This window comes from Bradyrhizobium sp. HKCCYLRH2015 (assembly GCF_051168215.1).
In the GTDB taxonomy this organism is placed as follows: domain Bacteria; phylum Pseudomonadota; class Alphaproteobacteria; order Rhizobiales; family Xanthobacteraceae; genus Bradyrhizobium.
In genome coordinates this window covers 58766-75259 of record NZ_JBNPUO010000003.1, presented here as the reverse complement: position 1 = coordinate 75259, position 16494 = coordinate 58766, and the positions used below count along the sequence as shown (strand labels likewise).

General features: G+C 64.8%; 17 protein-coding genes. 3 read left to right on the top strand and 14 right to left on the bottom strand.

The annotated features are described in order from the left end of the window. Positions 1–3: 3 nt before the first annotated feature. Positions 4–246 (bottom strand): hypothetical protein, encoded by a 243-nt coding sequence (locus ACQR1H_RS08390; RefSeq protein WP_434907405.1) that lies wholly within the window; start codon positions 244–246, stop codon positions 4–6. 297 nt (positions 247–543) lie between these two features. Between ACQR1H_RS08390 and rpmB the strand changes: the two genes are divergently transcribed. Both rpmB and ACQR1H_RS08380 read left to right on the top strand, forming a co-directional pair. Continuing rightward, on the top strand, positions 544–852 hold the full coding sequence (gene rpmB, locus ACQR1H_RS08385) for a 50S ribosomal protein L28 (protein WP_172114511.1): 309 nt from the start codon (positions 544–546) through the stop codon (positions 850–852). A 342-nt stretch (positions 853–1194) separates the two neighbouring features. Beyond that, the gene (locus ACQR1H_RS08380; protein WP_315800574.1) at positions 1195–2457 is read left to right on the top strand and encodes a T6SS phospholipase effector Tle1-like catalytic domain-containing protein; all 1263 of its coding nucleotides are present in this window, start codon (positions 1195–1197) and stop codon (positions 2455–2457) included. Between the two features lie 60 nt (positions 2458–2517). Here ACQR1H_RS08380 and ACQR1H_RS08375 read toward each other — a convergent pair whose 3' ends face one another. From ACQR1H_RS08375 to ACQR1H_RS08365, 3 genes are all read right to left on the bottom strand, one after another. Next, on the bottom strand, positions 2518–2766 hold the full coding sequence (locus ACQR1H_RS08375; protein ID WP_315800575.1) for a hypothetical protein: 249 nt from the start codon (positions 2764–2766) through the stop codon (positions 2518–2520). A gap of 152 nt (positions 2767–2918) precedes the next feature. Next, positions 2919–3155 (bottom strand): transcriptional regulator, encoded by a 237-nt coding sequence (locus ACQR1H_RS08370; RefSeq protein WP_315800576.1) that lies wholly within the window; start codon positions 3153–3155, stop codon positions 2919–2921. A gap of 136 nt (positions 3156–3291) precedes the next feature. Further along, a complete protein-coding gene (locus tag ACQR1H_RS08365; protein ID WP_315715242.1) occupies positions 3292–3498 on the bottom strand; it encodes a cold-shock protein in 207 nt (68 codons plus the stop codon). A gap of 458 nt (positions 3499–3956) precedes the next feature. Between ACQR1H_RS08365 and rpsU the strand changes: the two genes are divergently transcribed. Further along, positions 3957–4280, top strand: a complete 324-nt coding sequence (gene rpsU, locus ACQR1H_RS08360) for a 30S ribosomal protein S21 (protein ID WP_315800918.1) — start codon at positions 3957–3959, stop codon at positions 4278–4280. Positions 4281–4327: 47 nt separating this feature from the next. On the opposite strand, the gene ACQR1H_RS08355 is transcribed toward rpsU, so the two are convergent. From ACQR1H_RS08355 to cobT, 10 genes are all read right to left on the bottom strand, one after another. Further along, positions 4328–4516, bottom strand: a complete 189-nt coding sequence (locus ACQR1H_RS08355; protein ID WP_315800577.1) for a hypothetical protein — start codon at positions 4514–4516, stop codon at positions 4328–4330. 261 nt (positions 4517–4777) lie between these two features. Further along, the gene (locus tag ACQR1H_RS08350) at positions 4778–6388 is read right to left on the bottom strand and encodes an ABC transporter ATP-binding protein (protein WP_434907404.1); all 1611 of its coding nucleotides are present in this window, start codon (positions 6386–6388) and stop codon (positions 4778–4780) included. Between the two features lie 131 nt (positions 6389–6519). Further along, a complete protein-coding gene (locus tag ACQR1H_RS08345; protein ID WP_316182914.1) occupies positions 6520–7359 on the bottom strand; it encodes an ABC transporter permease in 840 nt (279 codons plus the stop codon). Beyond that, on the bottom strand, positions 7356–8327 hold the full coding sequence (locus tag ACQR1H_RS08340; RefSeq protein ID WP_315800580.1) for an ABC transporter permease: 972 nt from the start codon (positions 8325–8327) through the stop codon (positions 7356–7358). Before ACQR1H_RS08340 ends, ACQR1H_RS08345 begins: the two co-directional genes overlap by 4 nt. An 80-nt stretch (positions 8328–8407) precedes the next feature. Further along, positions 8408–9955: an ABC transporter substrate-binding protein gene (locus tag ACQR1H_RS08335; RefSeq protein ID WP_315800581.1), complete on the bottom strand. Its 1548-nt coding sequence runs from the start codon at positions 9953–9955 to the stop codon at positions 8408–8410. Positions 9956–10266: 311 nt separating this feature from the next. Then, positions 10267–10692: a hypothetical protein gene (locus ACQR1H_RS08330; protein WP_315800582.1), complete on the bottom strand. Its 426-nt coding sequence runs from the start codon at positions 10690–10692 to the stop codon at positions 10267–10269. Positions 10693–10886: 194 nt separating this feature from the next. Continuing rightward, complete coding sequence (locus tag ACQR1H_RS08325) at positions 10887–11987, bottom strand: LLM class flavin-dependent oxidoreductase (protein WP_315800583.1); 1101 nt, start codon at positions 11985–11987, stop codon at positions 10887–10889. A 217-nt stretch (positions 11988–12204) separates the two neighbouring features. Then, the gene (locus ACQR1H_RS08320) at positions 12205–13317 is read right to left on the bottom strand and encodes an NADH:flavin oxidoreductase/NADH oxidase (protein ID WP_315800584.1); all 1113 of its coding nucleotides are present in this window, start codon (positions 13315–13317) and stop codon (positions 12205–12207) included. A gap of 103 nt (positions 13318–13420) precedes the next feature. Next, the gene (locus ACQR1H_RS08315; protein ID WP_316182911.1) at positions 13421–14497 is read right to left on the bottom strand and encodes an esterase-like activity of phytase family protein; all 1077 of its coding nucleotides are present in this window, start codon (positions 14495–14497) and stop codon (positions 13421–13423) included. Between the two features lie 64 nt (positions 14498–14561). Beyond that, on the bottom strand, positions 14562–16463 hold the full coding sequence (gene cobT, locus ACQR1H_RS08310; RefSeq protein WP_315800586.1) for a cobaltochelatase subunit CobT: 1902 nt from the start codon (positions 16461–16463) through the stop codon (positions 14562–14564). Positions 16464–16494 lie beyond the last annotated feature (31 nt).

The window sequence follows — 16494 nt, the reverse complement described above, 5'->3', positions numbered from 1 at the left end:
TGGTCACGTGACGAATGATCCTGCCGATCCGCCTGCCTGAGCGCCGGACCGATCCGACGCGCCGTCCTTGCTACTTAAGCCAAAAACGCCTTCAAACAACGCGAACCGTCCGACAATGGCGGTTTGTCCAGCGCTTTGCGCCTGAACAGCACTCAGAACCGTCGTCCGCAGCGCTGCCGGAACCGAGCCGCGAACCTCCGACCGCGCCAGCATGCCGCCATTCCAGACCGTTCGCGGGATATCCATCCATCACGTCCGAATGCGCCCTTTATATGGTCTAAACTGCCGGCTATACTATTGATTACACGCCTGCTTTTCTGCTGGTCGGCGATTTCGGCCCGACCAGGAGGAGGCATGGGTCGCGTCCTCCGGGTTCGCCGGCCCGGCTCCCTGTATTTGCTGCGGCCTTCAAAACCTTGACGAAAAGCCGCATCCCCCCTATAGGACCGCATCTCCCAGAGACGAGCTGGACGAGTTTTGGACCCCCGCGGCCCGCCGACATAGGCGGACGAAGGGTGCGGGGATGAGAGAGGATTTATTGCCATGTCGCGGCGCTGTGAACTGACGGCCAAGGGTCCCCAGGTTGGCCACAAGGTCAGCCACTCCAACATCAAGACCAAGCGGCGCTTCCTGCCGAACCTGTGCAACGTGACCTTCATCTCGGATGCACTCGGCCGCAACGTGCGCCTGCGCGTTTCGACCAACGCGCTCAAGAGCGTCGACCACAATGGCGGCCTCGACGCCTATCTGCTCAAGGCCAACGCCGCGACCCTGTCGCCGCGCGCGCTGGAGCTGAAGCGCGCCATCGAGAAGAAGGCGGCGGACGCTGCCCCGGTCGCGAAGGCGAGCTGAGAGAGCCAACCGAAATTCAAGATTGATGCAGAAGCCGGACGCGTCACGAGCGGGGCTTCGAGCTGAACGAGATGTCGAAACGGCCGGGTCGAGAGATCCGGCCGTTTTGCTTGCGGATGCCGTGACCAACTGACAACTCTGGACAAGGCAGCCGGCGCGGGGCGGCAGGACAAGTCGGGTGACCATCCGTTCGTACAACGGCGTCCAGCAGTCACTCCGCCATGTCGGCCGCGCCGCGCGCAACAGCGACCCAGACGAAGTGCCATAGGGAACCGACCTCCCCAACACCAGCCGGATGCTCTACACTCGTTGCGGTAGCATTATTGCGGACATTCCTTTGCCATGAAGAATATTGTCATCTGCTGCGACGGCACCGGCAACGAGATCAGCGAGAACATCTCGAACGTACTCAAGCTCTATCGCTGCCTGCGCAAGACCGACAAGACGACACCGCATCAGGCCGTATTCTACGATCCCGGCGTCGGCACGCTGACCCAGCCCGACACCTGGCACCGCTTCAAGGCCAATTTCAACATGGTGCTGGGGCTCGCGACCGGCTACGGCCTCGACGACAACGTCATCAACGCCTACTCCTTCCTGGCCACGCATTACGAGGACGGCGACCGCATCTTTCTGTTCGGCTTCTCGCGGGGCGCCTACACCGTGCGCGTGCTGGCCGGGCTGATCCACAAGATCGGGCTGATCTCGCCGGGTCAGATCAATCTCGTCGGCCCGGGCGTAATCGCCTACAAGAAGTACTCCTCGGACAATCCGAAGGCCGGGCGCGGCATCACCAAGGAGCTCGAGAGCACCGAGGAGGACGGGCCGATCCCGGAGAGCCGCGACGACCACGCCGCGCAGTTCGCGCGGATCACCTCGGCGCGCTGGCCGACAATCCATTTCGTCGGCGTGTGGGACACGGTGGCGAGCGTGATCGTGCCGCGCACCGACCGGCTGTTCGCGCTGCCGAGCCTCGAGGAGCTCGCCTTCACGATCGAGAACCCGAGCGTGAAGATCTTCCGCCAGGCTGCGGCGATCGACGAGCGCCGCTGCATGTTCCGGCTGAAGCCGTGGGGCATGCCGCAGACCTTCACGCCAAACCGCTTCAACAAGGCGCAGGCGCGACCGCAGGACGCCAAACAGGTGTGGTTCGCCGGCGTGCATTCCGACGTCGGCGGCGGCTATCCCGAGGTCCGGTCGGCGGCTTCGAAATATCCGCTGCTGTGGATGATCGACGAGGCGGTCGAGGCCGGGCTGACGGTCAATCCGCGCACGGTGAATCAGCTCGCCTGGGGCGTGCAGCGCAAGAACAGTCCGTTCTCCTATGTGGCGCCGAGCGTCCAGGGACCGCTGCACGATTCGATGACAGCGGCCTGGCGGGTGCTCGAATGGCTGCCGAAGAGCGCGACGTACAAGGAATGGCCGGAACGCAAGGCGCATTTCGGCTTCTACATTCCGAATGGCGAACCGCGCTTCATCCCCGACGGCGCCTTCGTTCATGAGAGCGTGCTGATGCGGATCGCGGAATCGAAGGACTATCGCCCCGTCAACCTGCCCGCGTCCTATGAGCGCATTCCGCTTCCGGTCAAACAGAAGGCGGAGTAGCAGCAACAGCGCGTTGCGCGTCGGGCAGGGCCTTCTGAGGCCCGCGTGTGGCGGATCGCCTCAGATCATGCGCAGATGGATGACGCCGTCGGTCACCTCGCCACGGGCAAACTGCTCGCGCGCCATCTGCTCGAACGCCGTGCGGTTCCGTTGCAGATAGGCGAACGCCTGGTTGCGCGTGCAGAAGCAGGTCTCGAGATGACAGACCTGCCGTGTTGCGCCGATTGCGAGCGCGAATGCGATCGTCTGGGCTCCACGCTGCGTCTCATCCTTGGCAATGCGAACGTCTGTAGCGGTCGGCTTGGCCACGTCAGCCTCCTCGGTACGAAGGTCGGGTCTGTACGCGGGACACGGTTGGGGCGTAGTAATCAGGCATGGATCGCCCGTCTGTTCGAGCACCGGCAACGAAGTTCCGATAATTCCACCGGGCACCCGACGCCGGAAGGCGAGATGAAGCAGCCCTAGCGAACGACCTTCTTGCGCCGCTTCGGCGCAGGCGCCGCATCAGACCCCGCTTGCGCAGCTTCCGCTTCCTTGGCGAGCCGCAACACGCGCAGCCGCTCCATGTTCTTGCGGACCGCCATCGCGCGCTGATCCCATTCGGCGCGCGCCTTCGCCCCGTCCTCGGCGGCGACGCGCTGGCGCTCCGACCGCGCGATGCTTTCGGGGGAGCGCTCTGACATCTTCTTGGTAGCCATCGACTGATCCTTCCGGAGATGCGGGTTACCGTCGAGACGCAGAAAGCCCGCTCAATACAGGATCGAGCGGGCAAACCAGCCATTTCAGTACATCCGTGAAATGGCCTAAGACGTCAGAGACGTCTGATCAGTACGGTCAGACCAGCGCGAGATTTTCTGCGCTGGTTTTACCGCGCATCTTGTCCGTCTTGACCTCAAAACTGACTTTCTGGCCCTCAGCCAGACCGGCGAGACCAGCGCGTTCAACCGCGCTGATGTGAACGAACACGTCGTTCCCGCCATCCTGCGGCTGAATGAAACCAAAGCCCTTCTGGCCATTGAACCACTTGACGGTACCCTGCATGTCTATCTCCAAATCATTCATCGCGCGACCATCACGCGATCTCATTCAACTGAGCGATGACTTTTGGAAATAGCCCACAGGCACATTCAGAAAGGCACAGCGGCTAATCGAACTACCTCAAGGTAGAGATTTTCTGGGGGATTACAAGGCCGCGCGGCGAATATAGTTTGCCGAGGGCCGGAACCGTTGAGTCGGCTCGCGCTGGCAATATCAGCAGATTGCCCTTATCTTCACAGCACCATCGGTAACGGCCTGGCCATCGATGGCTGAGAGACACTCGTGCTCCCGCCTTCCGACGAAGGGGATCACCGTGTCTCGCACGCATCGTGCCTCATCACATTGTGAGCAACACGTTTCATTGGTGCCGCTCAGCTGAGCGCGCCGCTCTCCCCGCCGCAGCGCCGATCGGCTTCGCCAACCGAATTTCATCGATAGAGATGAAGACAAGGAGGACACTTTTGCAGGTTCTTGTTCGTGACAACGACGTCGAGAAGGCGTTGCGCATCCTGAAGCGGAAGATGCAGCGCGAAGGCGTATTCCGCGAGATGAAGCGCCGTAGATCCTACGAGAAGCCATCGGAGCGCAAGACGCGCGAGAAATCCGATGCGATCAGGCGCCAACGCAAAGTCGCGCGCAAGCAGGCCATCCGCGAAGGCTTGCTGCCGGCGCCGGTCAAGAAGGTGCCTGCGGCGCGGCCGGGCGCGCTCCCCTCAACGACCTCGACGCGCACCGATCGTGAACGGCCGCAGGGCCAGCTCACCGCTACGCCTCCGCGCAGCTGAGCGAGCGACGGCATGCCCGCCGAAATCGACGGGACGAGGCTGGCGGTTCACGCCAGCTTCTTCGGCTGCTTGCCGGCGCTGTCAGCCGCTTCACGCGCCAAGCGCTCGGCCTTCAGCCGCTCGCGGTTCTGATCGAACGCGGCCTGTGCCTTTTCATAATCGCTTCTCGTCGGCTCGGCCGGCTTGAAGGCTTTTTGAGCCTCGCGCACGGCGGCCGTTGGCTTGCGCTCCGACATGATGAGAGTCCTCGTTGGGATGGTGAACGCCGCTGCGACATCCTGTCGAGACTGACGCTTCATGGGCACGGTTCAATGACAGCCTCGGGTAGAGGGAGCACGAGCCCGCTGTCTTGGCGCGGACCAGCTAGGGCGACCACCCTGCGGCCTCATCGGGGTCCAATGCTATTATAATCCAAATACGCCGAAGATGTTGCAAGTAATTGAACCCGGCCCGGCACGATGCGCCATGGTTCCGACCGGCGGTCGGTTTACGCACAATCACGCCATTCCGTGCTTGCGGCCGGGAACGGCAGCGAGCAGCTCGCGCGTATAGGCGTGTTCGGGATTGGCGAACAGCGCGGCGGTCGGCTTCAGCTCGACGATCTCGCCCTTCTGCATGACGGCGATCCGGTCGCAGATCTGCGCGGCCACCCGCAGGTCATGCGTGATGAACAGCATCGACAGACCAAGGCGCGCCTTCAAATCTTCCAGCAGCCGCAGCACCTGCGCCTGGACGGACACGTCGAGCGCCGACACCGCTTCGTCCGCGACGATGATCTCCGGATCGAGCGCGAGCGCGCGCGCGATGCCGATGCGCTGACGCTGGCCGCCGGAGAATTCGTGCGGATAGCGGCCGATCGCGCCCGCGTCGAGCCCGACCATGCCGAGCAGCTCCTGGGCGCGCTTCAGCGCGGCATCGAGCGGCGTGCCGCGCGCGACCATGCCGTCGGCGATGATGCGGCCGACCTTGCGGCGCGGGTTGAGCGAGGCGAACGGATCCTGGAAGATCATTTGGATGCGATGACGCTGCGCACGCAAGGCGCCGCCCTCCAGCGCCGTGAGATCGACGTCGCCGATCCGCACCGTGCCGCGATCGGCCTCGATCAGCCGCATCACGAGACGCGCGACGGACGACTTTCCCGAGCCGGACTCGCCGACGAGGCCGAGCGTCTCGCCCTGATGGATCGCGAAATTGACCGCATGCGCAGCGCGCGTCTCGCGCTTCGGGCGGAACCAGCCGGTCGGCGTCACATAGGTCTTGTCGAGGCCGATCACGTCGATCGCCTTCGGAACGTCCTCGCGGGATTGCCGCGGCGGCGGATCGAAAGAGGGCACCGCGGCGAGCAGCGCCTTGGTGTAGTCGTGCTGCGGATTGCCCAGCACGGACTCGGCCGCGCCTTCCTCCACCACCTTGCCATGGCGCAACACGACCACCTGGTCGGCGATGTCGGCGACGACGCCGAAATCATGGGTGATGAACATCACCGCCATGTTGTGGCTGGCCTGGAGGCTACGGATCAGCTTGAGGATCTGCGCCTGGGTCGTCACGTCGAGCGCGGTGGTCGGCTCGTCAGCGACCAGCACCGCCGGCTCGAGCGCCAGCGCCATTGCGATCATCGCGCGCTGGCGTTGGCCGCCGGAGAGCTGATGCGGATAGGCGCGGATGATCCGCTCGGGATCGGGCAGCCCGACCTCGCGCACCAGCGCCAGCGCCTTGGCGCGGCGCTCGCGGGGGCTCGGCAGATCATGCGCCTCGAACACCTCCATCAGTTGGTCACCGATGCGCATCAAGGGATTGAGCGCGGTCATCGGCTCCTGGAACACCATGGCGATGCGGCGACCGCGCAGATCGCGCCAGCCGTCCTCATCGACGGCAAGCAGGTCGTGCCCTTCGAAGCGGATCTCGCCGCTCTCGACGTTCACCGTATCGGGCAGCAGCCCGAGCAGCGCGTGCGCGCACATCGACTTGCCCGAGCCGGATTCGCCGACCACGCAGACGATCCTGCCGGCGGTGAGATCGAACGAGACGCCGTCGACCGCGTGGGTGCGCTCGGCGCCTTTGGGCAAGGCGATGCGCAGGTTCCTGATGGCAACGACAGAGTCAGCCATGGCTCACCGCCACAGCGTCGTAGGGTGGGCAAAGCGAAGCGTGCCCACCATCGGCAGATGAGGTCGAAAAATCGGTGGGCACGGCGCGGTGCGCCTTTGCCCACCCTGCGGACTCATGGTCGATCATGGCCTCACCTGCCCTCGCGCGACAGGCGCGGGTTGAGGGCATCGTTCAGGCCCTCGCCGATCAAATTGAGGCCGAGCACCGACAGCAGGATCGCGACGCCGGGAAACACCGTGATCCACCACGCTTGGCGAATGACGGTGCGGCCGGCGCCGACCATGTAGCCCCAGGAGATCAGGTTGGGATCGCCGAGCCCGAGGAACGACAGCGAGGATTCCAGCAGGATCGCGGTCGCGACCATCAGCGAGGCCAGCACGATGACAGGCGACAGCGCGTTGGGCAGGATCTCGCGCCAGATGATCCAGGCATTGCTCTGGCCGGTGACGACCGCAGCCTGGACATATTCGCGGGTGCGCAGGCTCAGCACCTCGCCGCGGACGAGACGCGCCACCGGTGGCCAGCTGACGAGGCCGATCGCGGCGACGATCGAATAGATCGAGGGCTGCAGGATCGCCACCAGCACGATCGCGAGCGCGAAGCTCGGGATGGTCTGGAAGAACTCCGTGAAGCGCATCAGCGCGTCGTCGACACGGCCGCCGAAATAGCCGGCGATGGCGCCGAGCGGCACGCCGACGATCAGCGCCACCAGCGTCGAGACCAGCCCGACCAGCAGCGAGACGCGAGCCCCGAAGATCAGGCCGGCCAGCACGTCGCGCCCGAGCGCGTCGGTACCGAGCGGGACCTTGGACAGCGTGAACGGCGGAACGAACGGCCGCTGTACCATGCGCCACGGCGAGTTCGGGAAGTAGAGCGGTCCGGCGACCGCGATCACGATCGCGAGCACGAGAATGATCAGCCCGATGACGCCGCTCGGGCTGCGCAGCATGGTGCGCCAGAACTGCCTCATGAGGCGTACTCGATGCGCGGATCGACCAGACGGTAGACGAGGTCGGTGACGAGGTTGAAGATCAGCACCATGGCCGAGGACACCACGAACACGCCGAGCAGGAGATTGTAGTCACGCTGGATCAGCGCGTCGTACATCAGCCGGCCGATGCCCGGCCATGCGAACACCGTCTCCGTCAAGACCGCGCCGCCGACCAGCGTGCCGGCATGAACGCCGGCCAGGGTCACCACCGGCAGCAGCGCGTTGCGCAGCACGTGGCGGCGCAGGATGACGCCGTCGCGCAGCCCCTTGGCGCGCGCGGTCTTGACGAAATCGAGCCGCTTGACCTCGAGCATGGAAGCGCGGGTCATGCGGGTGTAGGTCGCCATGAAGAACAGCCCGAGCGTCGCAGCCGGCATGGCGAGATGCGCGGCGACGTCGAGCGCGTGGCGGACTCCCGTATAGCCGGCACCGATCGTCTCATAGCCGAAGCTCGGCAGCCAATCGACCCAGACCGAGAACAACAGGATCGCGATCAGCGCGATCCAGAACAGCGGCGTTGCGTAGAAGATCAGCGCGAGCACCGTGATCGCGGTGTCGAGGATGGTGCCGGCGAAGCGCGCGGCGAGCACACCGAACAGGATGCCGAGACCGAGCGAGATCGCGAACGCCGTCAGCGTCAGCAGCAGCGTCGCCGGCAGCCGCTCGGCGATCAGCCTGGCGACCGGCGCCTGCTGGCGGAACGAGAAGCCGAGATCGAGGCTGGCGATGCCCTTGACGTAGATCAGCAGCTGCTCCGGCAGCGGACGGTCGAGGCCGAACTTCTCGCGCAACTGCGCCACGAAGATCTGGTCGGAGGCGCCGGCCTCGCCGGCCATGACCACGGCCGGATCGCCCGGCGCCAGCCGGATCAGGAAGAAATTCAGCACGATGATGGCGAGAAGGACGATGATGCCTTTCACGACGCGCTGAGCGATGAAGGAGAGCATGAAAGGTCCGTGAAGGTCAGCTCGGGAGGACAGCGAAGCACCGGAGCGCGGGGATCATGGCCGCGCCCCGGAGTGCACCGCTATTTGTCGAGCCAAGCGTCGCGGAAGCCGTCGTTGACGCCGATGCCGGTGGTGATCAGGTTCTTCACCTTGCACTTGGTGATGGTCGGGAACTGGAGCTCGAGCAGCCAGGCCACCGGCACGTCCTCGGCCAGGATCTTCTGCACCTTGTCATAGGCCTCCTTGCGCTTGGCGTCGGTCGGCGCCGTCGCGCCCTCGGCGAACAGCTTGTCCACTTCCGGATTGGAATAGCCTTCGACATTGTTGAACAACTGGCCCTTGGCGATCGCCGAGGTGATGTAGTTGCGGGACACGCCGAGCGCGGGATCGCCGTACTGATAGAGATAGGTGAAGGCGATGTCGTAGTCCCACTCCATGATCTTCTGGTTGCCGCCGGGCACGTCGGTCGCGATCGTCTCGATGTTCATGCCGACATCCTGCAGGTTCTGCTTCACCGCCTCGCCCCAGCGCTGCCAGGTCTCGCCATAGGCGAGCGGCAGCATGCGGATCTTCTCGCCCTTGTAGCCGGCTTCCTTCAAGAGCGCCTTGGCCTTGGCCGGATCGTACGGATATTTCGGCACGTCATCGGAATAGAACTTGATGGTCGAGGCCGACGGACCGGTCGCCACCTTGCCGAGGCCGTTCCAGATCACGTCCTTGGCGAAGTCGCGGTCGATGGCATACATGATCGCCTGCCGCACCTTCTTGTTGGCCAGGATCGGATGCCGGTTGTTGAGCCACATCCAGGCCAGCGGCGAGAAGAACTCCCAGCCGGCACCGGTGACGCAGGCGCCCGGCAGCTTGGAGACGCGCGGCACGTCGAAATTCTCGATCGAGCCGCCCGGCAGCACATCGACCTTGCCGGTCTCGAAGGCCACCGCGCGCGCCGCGGCGTCGGGAATGATCTGCCAGTAGACCTCGTCGAGATAGGGCTTGCCCTTCTCATGGTAGTTCGGATTTTTCACCATCCGGATGAAGGAGCCCTTCTGCCATTCCTTGAACATGAAAGGGCCGGTGCCGATCGGCGCGTTGTTGTTCGGATTGGTCTTGTAGTCGGTGCCTTCATACAGGTGCTTCGGCACCATCGGCATCGAGCCGACCTCGAAAATACCGATGAAGGGACCGAACGGCTCCTTCAGCGTGAACACCACCGTGAGATCGTCCGGCGCCTCGACCTTCTCGACGATTGCGAGGTTGTTGCGGGCGCGCGCATGCGTCTGCTTCAGCATCTCGATCGAGAACAGCACGTCGGCAGATGTGAACGGCTTGCCGTCGTGCCAGGTCACGCCAGGCTTGAGCTTGAAGGTGTAGACCTTGGCATCCGGGCTGATGGTCCAGCTCTCGGCGAGGCCGGGCAGCGGCTCGAGCTTGGGGCTGTAGCGCAGCAGGCCCTCAAAGATGTTGCCGGCGACCATCTGCGTCGGGCCGTTCTGGACCATCGCCAGCATCAGGCCCGGCGGCTCGGGCTGAATGACGGCATTGACCACGCCGCCGACCTTCGGCTCCTCCGCTTGCGCCGCGGACAGTCCGCAGCCAATGACCACACCCAGCAGCACCCGTTTCAACATGATGAACTTCCCAAATGTCCTTGCCGCCTGCAATGCATCAAGCGCGCCAACGCGCGCGGAATCGCCATGCGGCGTTTTGATGCTGCGCTTGCTCTGGGCGCATGGACGCCGGCTTTGTCGCGACCCCGCGCCGAAATGCAGCCTGATCATTTGCCGGATCACCGGCCGGCAAGTTGGCTCGCCGACGGTGCCGTCGCTGCTCAGTATCAGCTAGTTCCGCAGAGCAGAACTCAACGAGGAGCCTATGCGCCACCTGTTCGCCGCAAGATGAAACTCGCGACAGCGTCAGCCCAAAAATTGAACAGGGAAAATCAGCGCCGCAGACGCGCGATCGCGCCGGCAACGATCTGCATGATCACGCCGATGATCCAGCCGACCATGATCAGCGACGTCCAGACGATGTGCGGATCTTCGCGCAGGATGATGATGGCAACGGCGAAGAACGCCGTGAGGGTTGCGAGGAAGGTCCCGACGGCGCTCAGAAATTCGGCCGTGTCGATCTTCGTCTCCGTCGGCGAGTTCTCGTCATGAGGATGAAAAGGCAGTTGCGGCGTGTCGATGCCGAGATAGAAGCCCAGCGCCCCAGACAGCATCATCACGATCAGGAAGCCCTGCGTGGTCAGCAACGGAACGCTGGAGCCGACATGGGCCCCGACGAAGACGCCGCAGGCGGCGCCTGCCAGAGCCAGACCCGAGCGTTCGAGGATATGGGCAAACTTCCTGACGCGAAACCGCATGACCTGCCCCCAGATGTCAGACCCGCCACGCGCATGCAGCGGATTCGACGCCTGGATCCGTCCTAACGGCAAGACCGTCACCCAAACGTCAAATCTGAAGCTGCACTCGCGCGAAAATTTTAGCTACATTTCTTTTGACGCCAGCATTGCCCGAAAGGGAGGGGGAATGCTGGCGCCAAGATACTAGGACGTTACTAGGCGGCCTTGGTCAGGCCGGCATTGAGGTGGCTCAATCTCGGCATCACCTCCTGCTTCAACAGGCGCAGCGAGTTGTGCCAGGCTTCCGGCTTGTGCTTGTAGTCGAAGCCGAACACGCACAGCGTCCCGAAGCCGCCGACCTCGTGCCAGATCTTCTCGATCTTCTCGGTCACCGTGGCCGGCGAGCCGATGATCCAGTTGCGCTTGGCGCAATAGTCCACCGTCACGTCGGAATCCGGCACCTCGGGTGAGTGCTTCAGATAGTCCTTGAAGCCGAAATGGCCGAGCAGTGGCAGGAAATATTCGCCCATCATCCGCCCCATCATGTCGCCGGAGGACAAGCGCCAGGCTTCCTCGTCGGTCTCGGCGACGAACACCTCGCGCACCAGCCGCCAGTCATTGCGGCTGGGCTTTCGCCCGGACTTGGCCGCGCCGGCCTCGACCGAGTCCCAGTGCGACGACACATAGGCCGGGTTGAGGTTGAGGCTCATCGGGATGAAGCCGCGCTCGCCGGCGAGCTTGAGCGTGTCGGAGTTCTTCGACAGGCCGGCGACGCCGATCGGCGGATGCGGCGCCTGCACCGGCTTGATGTGCGGCTTGAGGAAGTCGAACATCACGTCGGGCTTGGTCACCGTCCAGTATTTGCCCTTGTGCGTGAACGGCGCCGGCTCGGTCCACAGACGCAGGATGATCTCCAGCGCCTCGCGCGTCATCTCGCGGTTCTGGCCGCTCATGCCGTCGACGTTGAACATCGCCCAGTCGCTCGGCAGACCGGATGCGGCAATGCCGAAATTGAGCCGGCCGTCGGACAGATGATCCAGCATCGCAACGCGGTTGGCGAGCTCGGCCGGGTGATGATAGGGCAGAAGGAAGCCGCCCGGCCCAAGCCGGATGTTCTTCGTTTCACGGAAGGCCTGCGCCAGAATGAGATCGGGTGCCGGGTGCGGCTCCCAGGGCGCGGTGTGATGCTCGCCGATCCAGGCTTCCTGATAGCCGAGTTCGTCGAGCCACCGCAGGACCTGCAGGTCCCATTCCTGCCCCTCCTTCAATCCGCACTCCGGCGGATGCGAGGGCATCGTGAAGTATCCGATTTCCATGGCGCTTTCCTCTCGCGTTTGTATTGCGGCGCATCTTTGTGATGCGCTCATCGTCACGCGAGACGAAACACGACCAGACGAGTCGGCATCGCCGCACGTGGTCTGCGAAGTCTAGCACTTCGTCCGACAGCGACAATCGTCAGCCGTGTCGCGGGCGGAATGATGACCGCAGAATTTTGCAACGCTGGTGCGCAACATTGCGGTCATCAATTGCACGTCAGCGTGCGCCGAACGTCGTCTTGCCGAACAACTCCTTCTGCGTCGACGGCTGCGAGCGCCAATATTGCGGAGGTGCGGCGACCTGTCCGCCGAGCTCCGCTGCCGCGTGCCAGCCCCAGCGCGGGTCATAGAGCATGCCGCGGGCCAGCGCGACCATGTCGGCCTTGCCCGAGGCCACGATCTCCTCGGCCTGCTGCGCCTGGGTGATGAGACCGACCGCCATGGTCGGAAGCCCCGTCGCCTGTTTCACGGCCGCGGCAAACGGCACCTGGTAGCCGGGTCCGAGGGCGATCTTCTGCAACGGCGACACGCCGCCCGAGGAGACGTCGATCCAGTCGGCGCCGCGGCGCTTCAGCTCTTGCGCAAATATGATGGTCTGCTCGAGATCCCAGCCGCCGTCGACCCAGTCGGTGGCCGAGACACGCATGCCGACCGGCTTGTCCGCAGGCAAGACGGCGCGCACCGCATCGTAAACTTCGAGCGGAAAGCGCATGCGGTTCTCCAGAGACCCGCCATAGCTGTCGGTGCGCTGGTTGGCGATCGGCGACAGAAACTGATGCAACAGATAGCCATGCGCGCCGTGGAGCTCGATCGCGTCGATGCCGAGGCGCGACGCCCGTTGCGCTGCAGAAACGAACGCATCGCGAATGCGGGCCAGGCCCGCGAGATCGAGCGCCTCCGGCGCGAGCTCGCCCTCCTTGTGCGGCAAGGCCGATGGCGCGACCGTCTGCCATCCGCCGTCCGCGAGCGGAATCTGCTGTCCGCCATCCCACGGCTTGTAGCTGGAGCCCTTGCGGCCGGCATGGGCGAGCTGCATCGCAACCGCGGTCTTCGAATGTTTGCGAACCGAGGCCAGGATCGGCTTCAACGCAGCTTCCGTCACATCGTCCCACAGCCCGAGACAGCCGGGCGTGATGCGCCCGATCGGCTCGACATGCGTCGCCTCGATACAGAACATCGCCGCGCCCGACAGCGCCAGCGTGTTGATGTGGGTGAAGTGCCAGTCATTGGCCGCGCCATTCTCGGCCGAGTACTGGCACATCGGCGACACCATGATGCGGTTGGCGAGTTCGAGACTGCGCAGCTTGATCGGAGTGAACAGGGCGCTCATGCTGAGTTCCAGGTTGTGACGGTTGACGCGATGATCCGATGGCCGCGAGTGTCGATCATGGACGAGCCGCGGTCAACGCGAGCCGCCGCAGCGGTATCGCTGCTCACTCCATCAGCGTGAACTGCAGCAGCAGCGTGCGCTGGATCATCGAGAAGTTGTCGTCGGACACCAGCGTCAGCACGGTCTCGCCGTCCGGCGTGACATGCGCATCGATGCCCTCGAGATTGTCGATCTCCTGGCCGAGATCGGCGGAGAAGATCGCCGGACCATCGACCAGCGCGCCCGGCGCGATCTGCGCTAGCGTCAGCCGGCGGATTCGAATGCCGACCCCGTTGAACAGCGAGAACTTGCGTTCGAGCACCAGAAGATCACCGGACGGCAGCAGCACGGCATCACTGACGTCGAACTCGTTGCTACGGACGATGCTGAACTGTCCCGCGGCCGGTCCGCCGATCAGGAAGGCCAGCAGATTGCCGTTCGCGTCCAGACCGCGCTCGGACAGCGCGATCAGGGTGCCGGCGAGCGGCAGGCCCTTCGGCACGACCACCAACGCCTCCAGTCCCTTGTTGTGGGGCAGCCGTCTGGCGGCCGGCGGCAGCGGCACGATCTCGCCGCGCGCGCCGGTTCCACCCTTGGCGAAGTCGTAGCGCAGGAGCTGGTTGACGCGTTCGAGGCCGACATAGACGATGTCTCCATCGCGCGCGAGCGACTCGGAATCATACCAACCGCGATCGGTGATGGGCCGTCCGTCCGGACCAAGCAGCGGCGCCGCTTCGACGTCGGCGAGCCCCGCGATCTCGCGACCGGAATAGGCAATGCGGCCGGTGAACCAGCCGCCCTTGTCGCTGACCGCGAGGAAGCGTTCACCCTTGGCATCGAGCCGGATGCCGGACAGGCCACCGAAGCCGGGAAAAGACGAGGTCAGCGCCACGCCGCTGCGATATTGCAGCATCCCGAAGCGCAGATGCGTCCGATCACGGAGGTCGAACGAGGGCAGCGGTCGCGCGTTGACCTCGATCTTGACCGCCGATGTGACGGAGTGCTCGTCGATGGTGACGCGTCCGCGGACCGGCGCCGGCGCAAGCTGCGCGCGAGCCGTCCTGGACCATGCGAATGCCGACACTCCGCCGATGGTCAGCGCGAGAAAGCGCCTGCGGTCGGCAATCGCCTGCAGCGACATCGTCAGCGGAGCCCCCTCCCCCACCTCCTCCAAGACGGAGGAGACGCAGCCGGCCGACGGCCGCTTACGAATGCAGCCTGCGCTTTGGTCCCGGCGCAGGCTGCGGTGCCGCGTGGGTCTCCGTGAACAATTCGGCGAGCTTCTCGGTGATGGCGCCACCGAGCTCCTCGGCATCGACGATGGTCACCGCGCGACGGTAGTAGCGGGTGACGTCGTGGCCGATGCCGATCGCGATCAGCTCGACCGGCGAGCGGGTCTCGATCTCCTCGATGATGTGGCGCAGATGCCGCTCGAGATAGTTGCCGGGATTGACCGACAGCGTGGAGTCATCGACCGGCGCGCCGTCCGAGATCATCATCAGGATCTTGCGCTGCTCGGCACGCCCGAGCAGGCGCTTGTGCGCCCAGTCGAGCGCCTCGCCGTCGATGTTCTCTTTCAACAGCCCCTCGCGCATCATCAGGCCGAGATTCTTGCGCGCCCGCCGCCACGGCGCATCAGCCGATTTGTAGATGATGTGGCGGAGATCGTTGAGGCGGCCTGGATTGGCCGGCTTGCCGGCGGCAAGCCACGCCTCGCGCGACTGCCCGCCCTTCCAGGCCCGCGTCGTGAAGCCGAGGATCTCGACCTTGACGCCGCAGCGCTCCAGCGTGCGGGCGAGGATGTCGGCGCAAGTCGCGGCCACCGTGATCGGCCGGCCACGCATCGAGCCGGAATTGTCGAGCAGCAGGGTCACCACGGTGTCGCGGAAGGTCGCTTCCTTCTCGCGCATGAACGACAGCGGCTGATAAGGGTCGATGACGACGCGCGACAGTCGCGCCGGATCGAGGATGCCCTCCTCGAGGTCGAACTCCCAGGCACGGTTCTGCTGCGCCATCAGCCGGCGCTGCAGCCGGTTGGCGAGCCGCGCCACGATGCCCTGCAGATGCGCGAGCTGCTTGTCGAGATAGGAGCGCAGCCGCTCCAGCTCGTCATGGTCGCACAGGTCTTCCGCGGCGATGACCTCGTCGAATTTCGGCGCGAAGGCGTGATATTCCGGCCCGCGCGGCTCGTTGGCGCCGCCGCGGTTCGGACGCGTCGCCTCGCCCGGCGTCTCGTCGTCGCCGAGCTCGCCGTCGTCGAGCGTGTCGGACGCCGAAGCCTGGGCGGCCTCCATCGCGCTCTCCGACATCTCGTCCGACGTCGTCTGCGCCTGGTCTGCGCTCATCTCCTGCGCGGCGTCGGATTCGGGCGAGCCCTCGGCGCCGGACTGGTCGTTGTCGCCGTCGCGGCTGTCGTCGTTGTCCTCGTCCTCTTCGGAATCGGCGTTGCGCTCGTCGCCGAGATCCAGCGCCGACAAGAGATCGTGCACGAGGTCGCCGAACTTCGCCTGATCCTCGGTGAAGCGGCCGAGCTCATCGAGACGCTGGCCGATCCTGTCCTCCAGGAACGGACGCCAGAGATCGACCACCTTGCGCGCCGCGTTCGGCGGCGCCATGCCAGTGAGGCGCTCACGCACCATCATGGCCAACGCATCCGACAGCGGTGCGTCGGCACGGTCGGTGATCTCGTCATATTTGCCGCGATGGAAGTGATCATCGAGCATCGCCGTGAGATTCTTGGCGACGCCGGCCATGCGTTTTGCACCGATCGCCTCGACACGCGCCTGCTCGACCGCCTCGAACACGCCACGCGCCTGCGGATTGCCCGGGATCAGCTTGCGATGGATTTTCGGATCGTGGCAGGCGAGCTTCAGCGCGATCGAGTCGGCATGGCCGCGCACGACGGCGGCGTCGCGCTTGGTCATCTTGCGCGCCGGCTCCGGCAGCCGGGCCTTGCCCGGCGCAAGGCCGGGACGCTCGGCCGCGAAGGAGACTTCGAGCTCAGGCGCCCTGGCGATCGCGCGCAGGCACCCCGTGACCGACCTCTTGAAAGGTTCCGTCGGTGCTTCCTTGACGCCAGGACGGGGCTTGTTGCTCGGTGTGGTCATCTGGTTCCTGCGGCTATCGTCCCGGCGAACG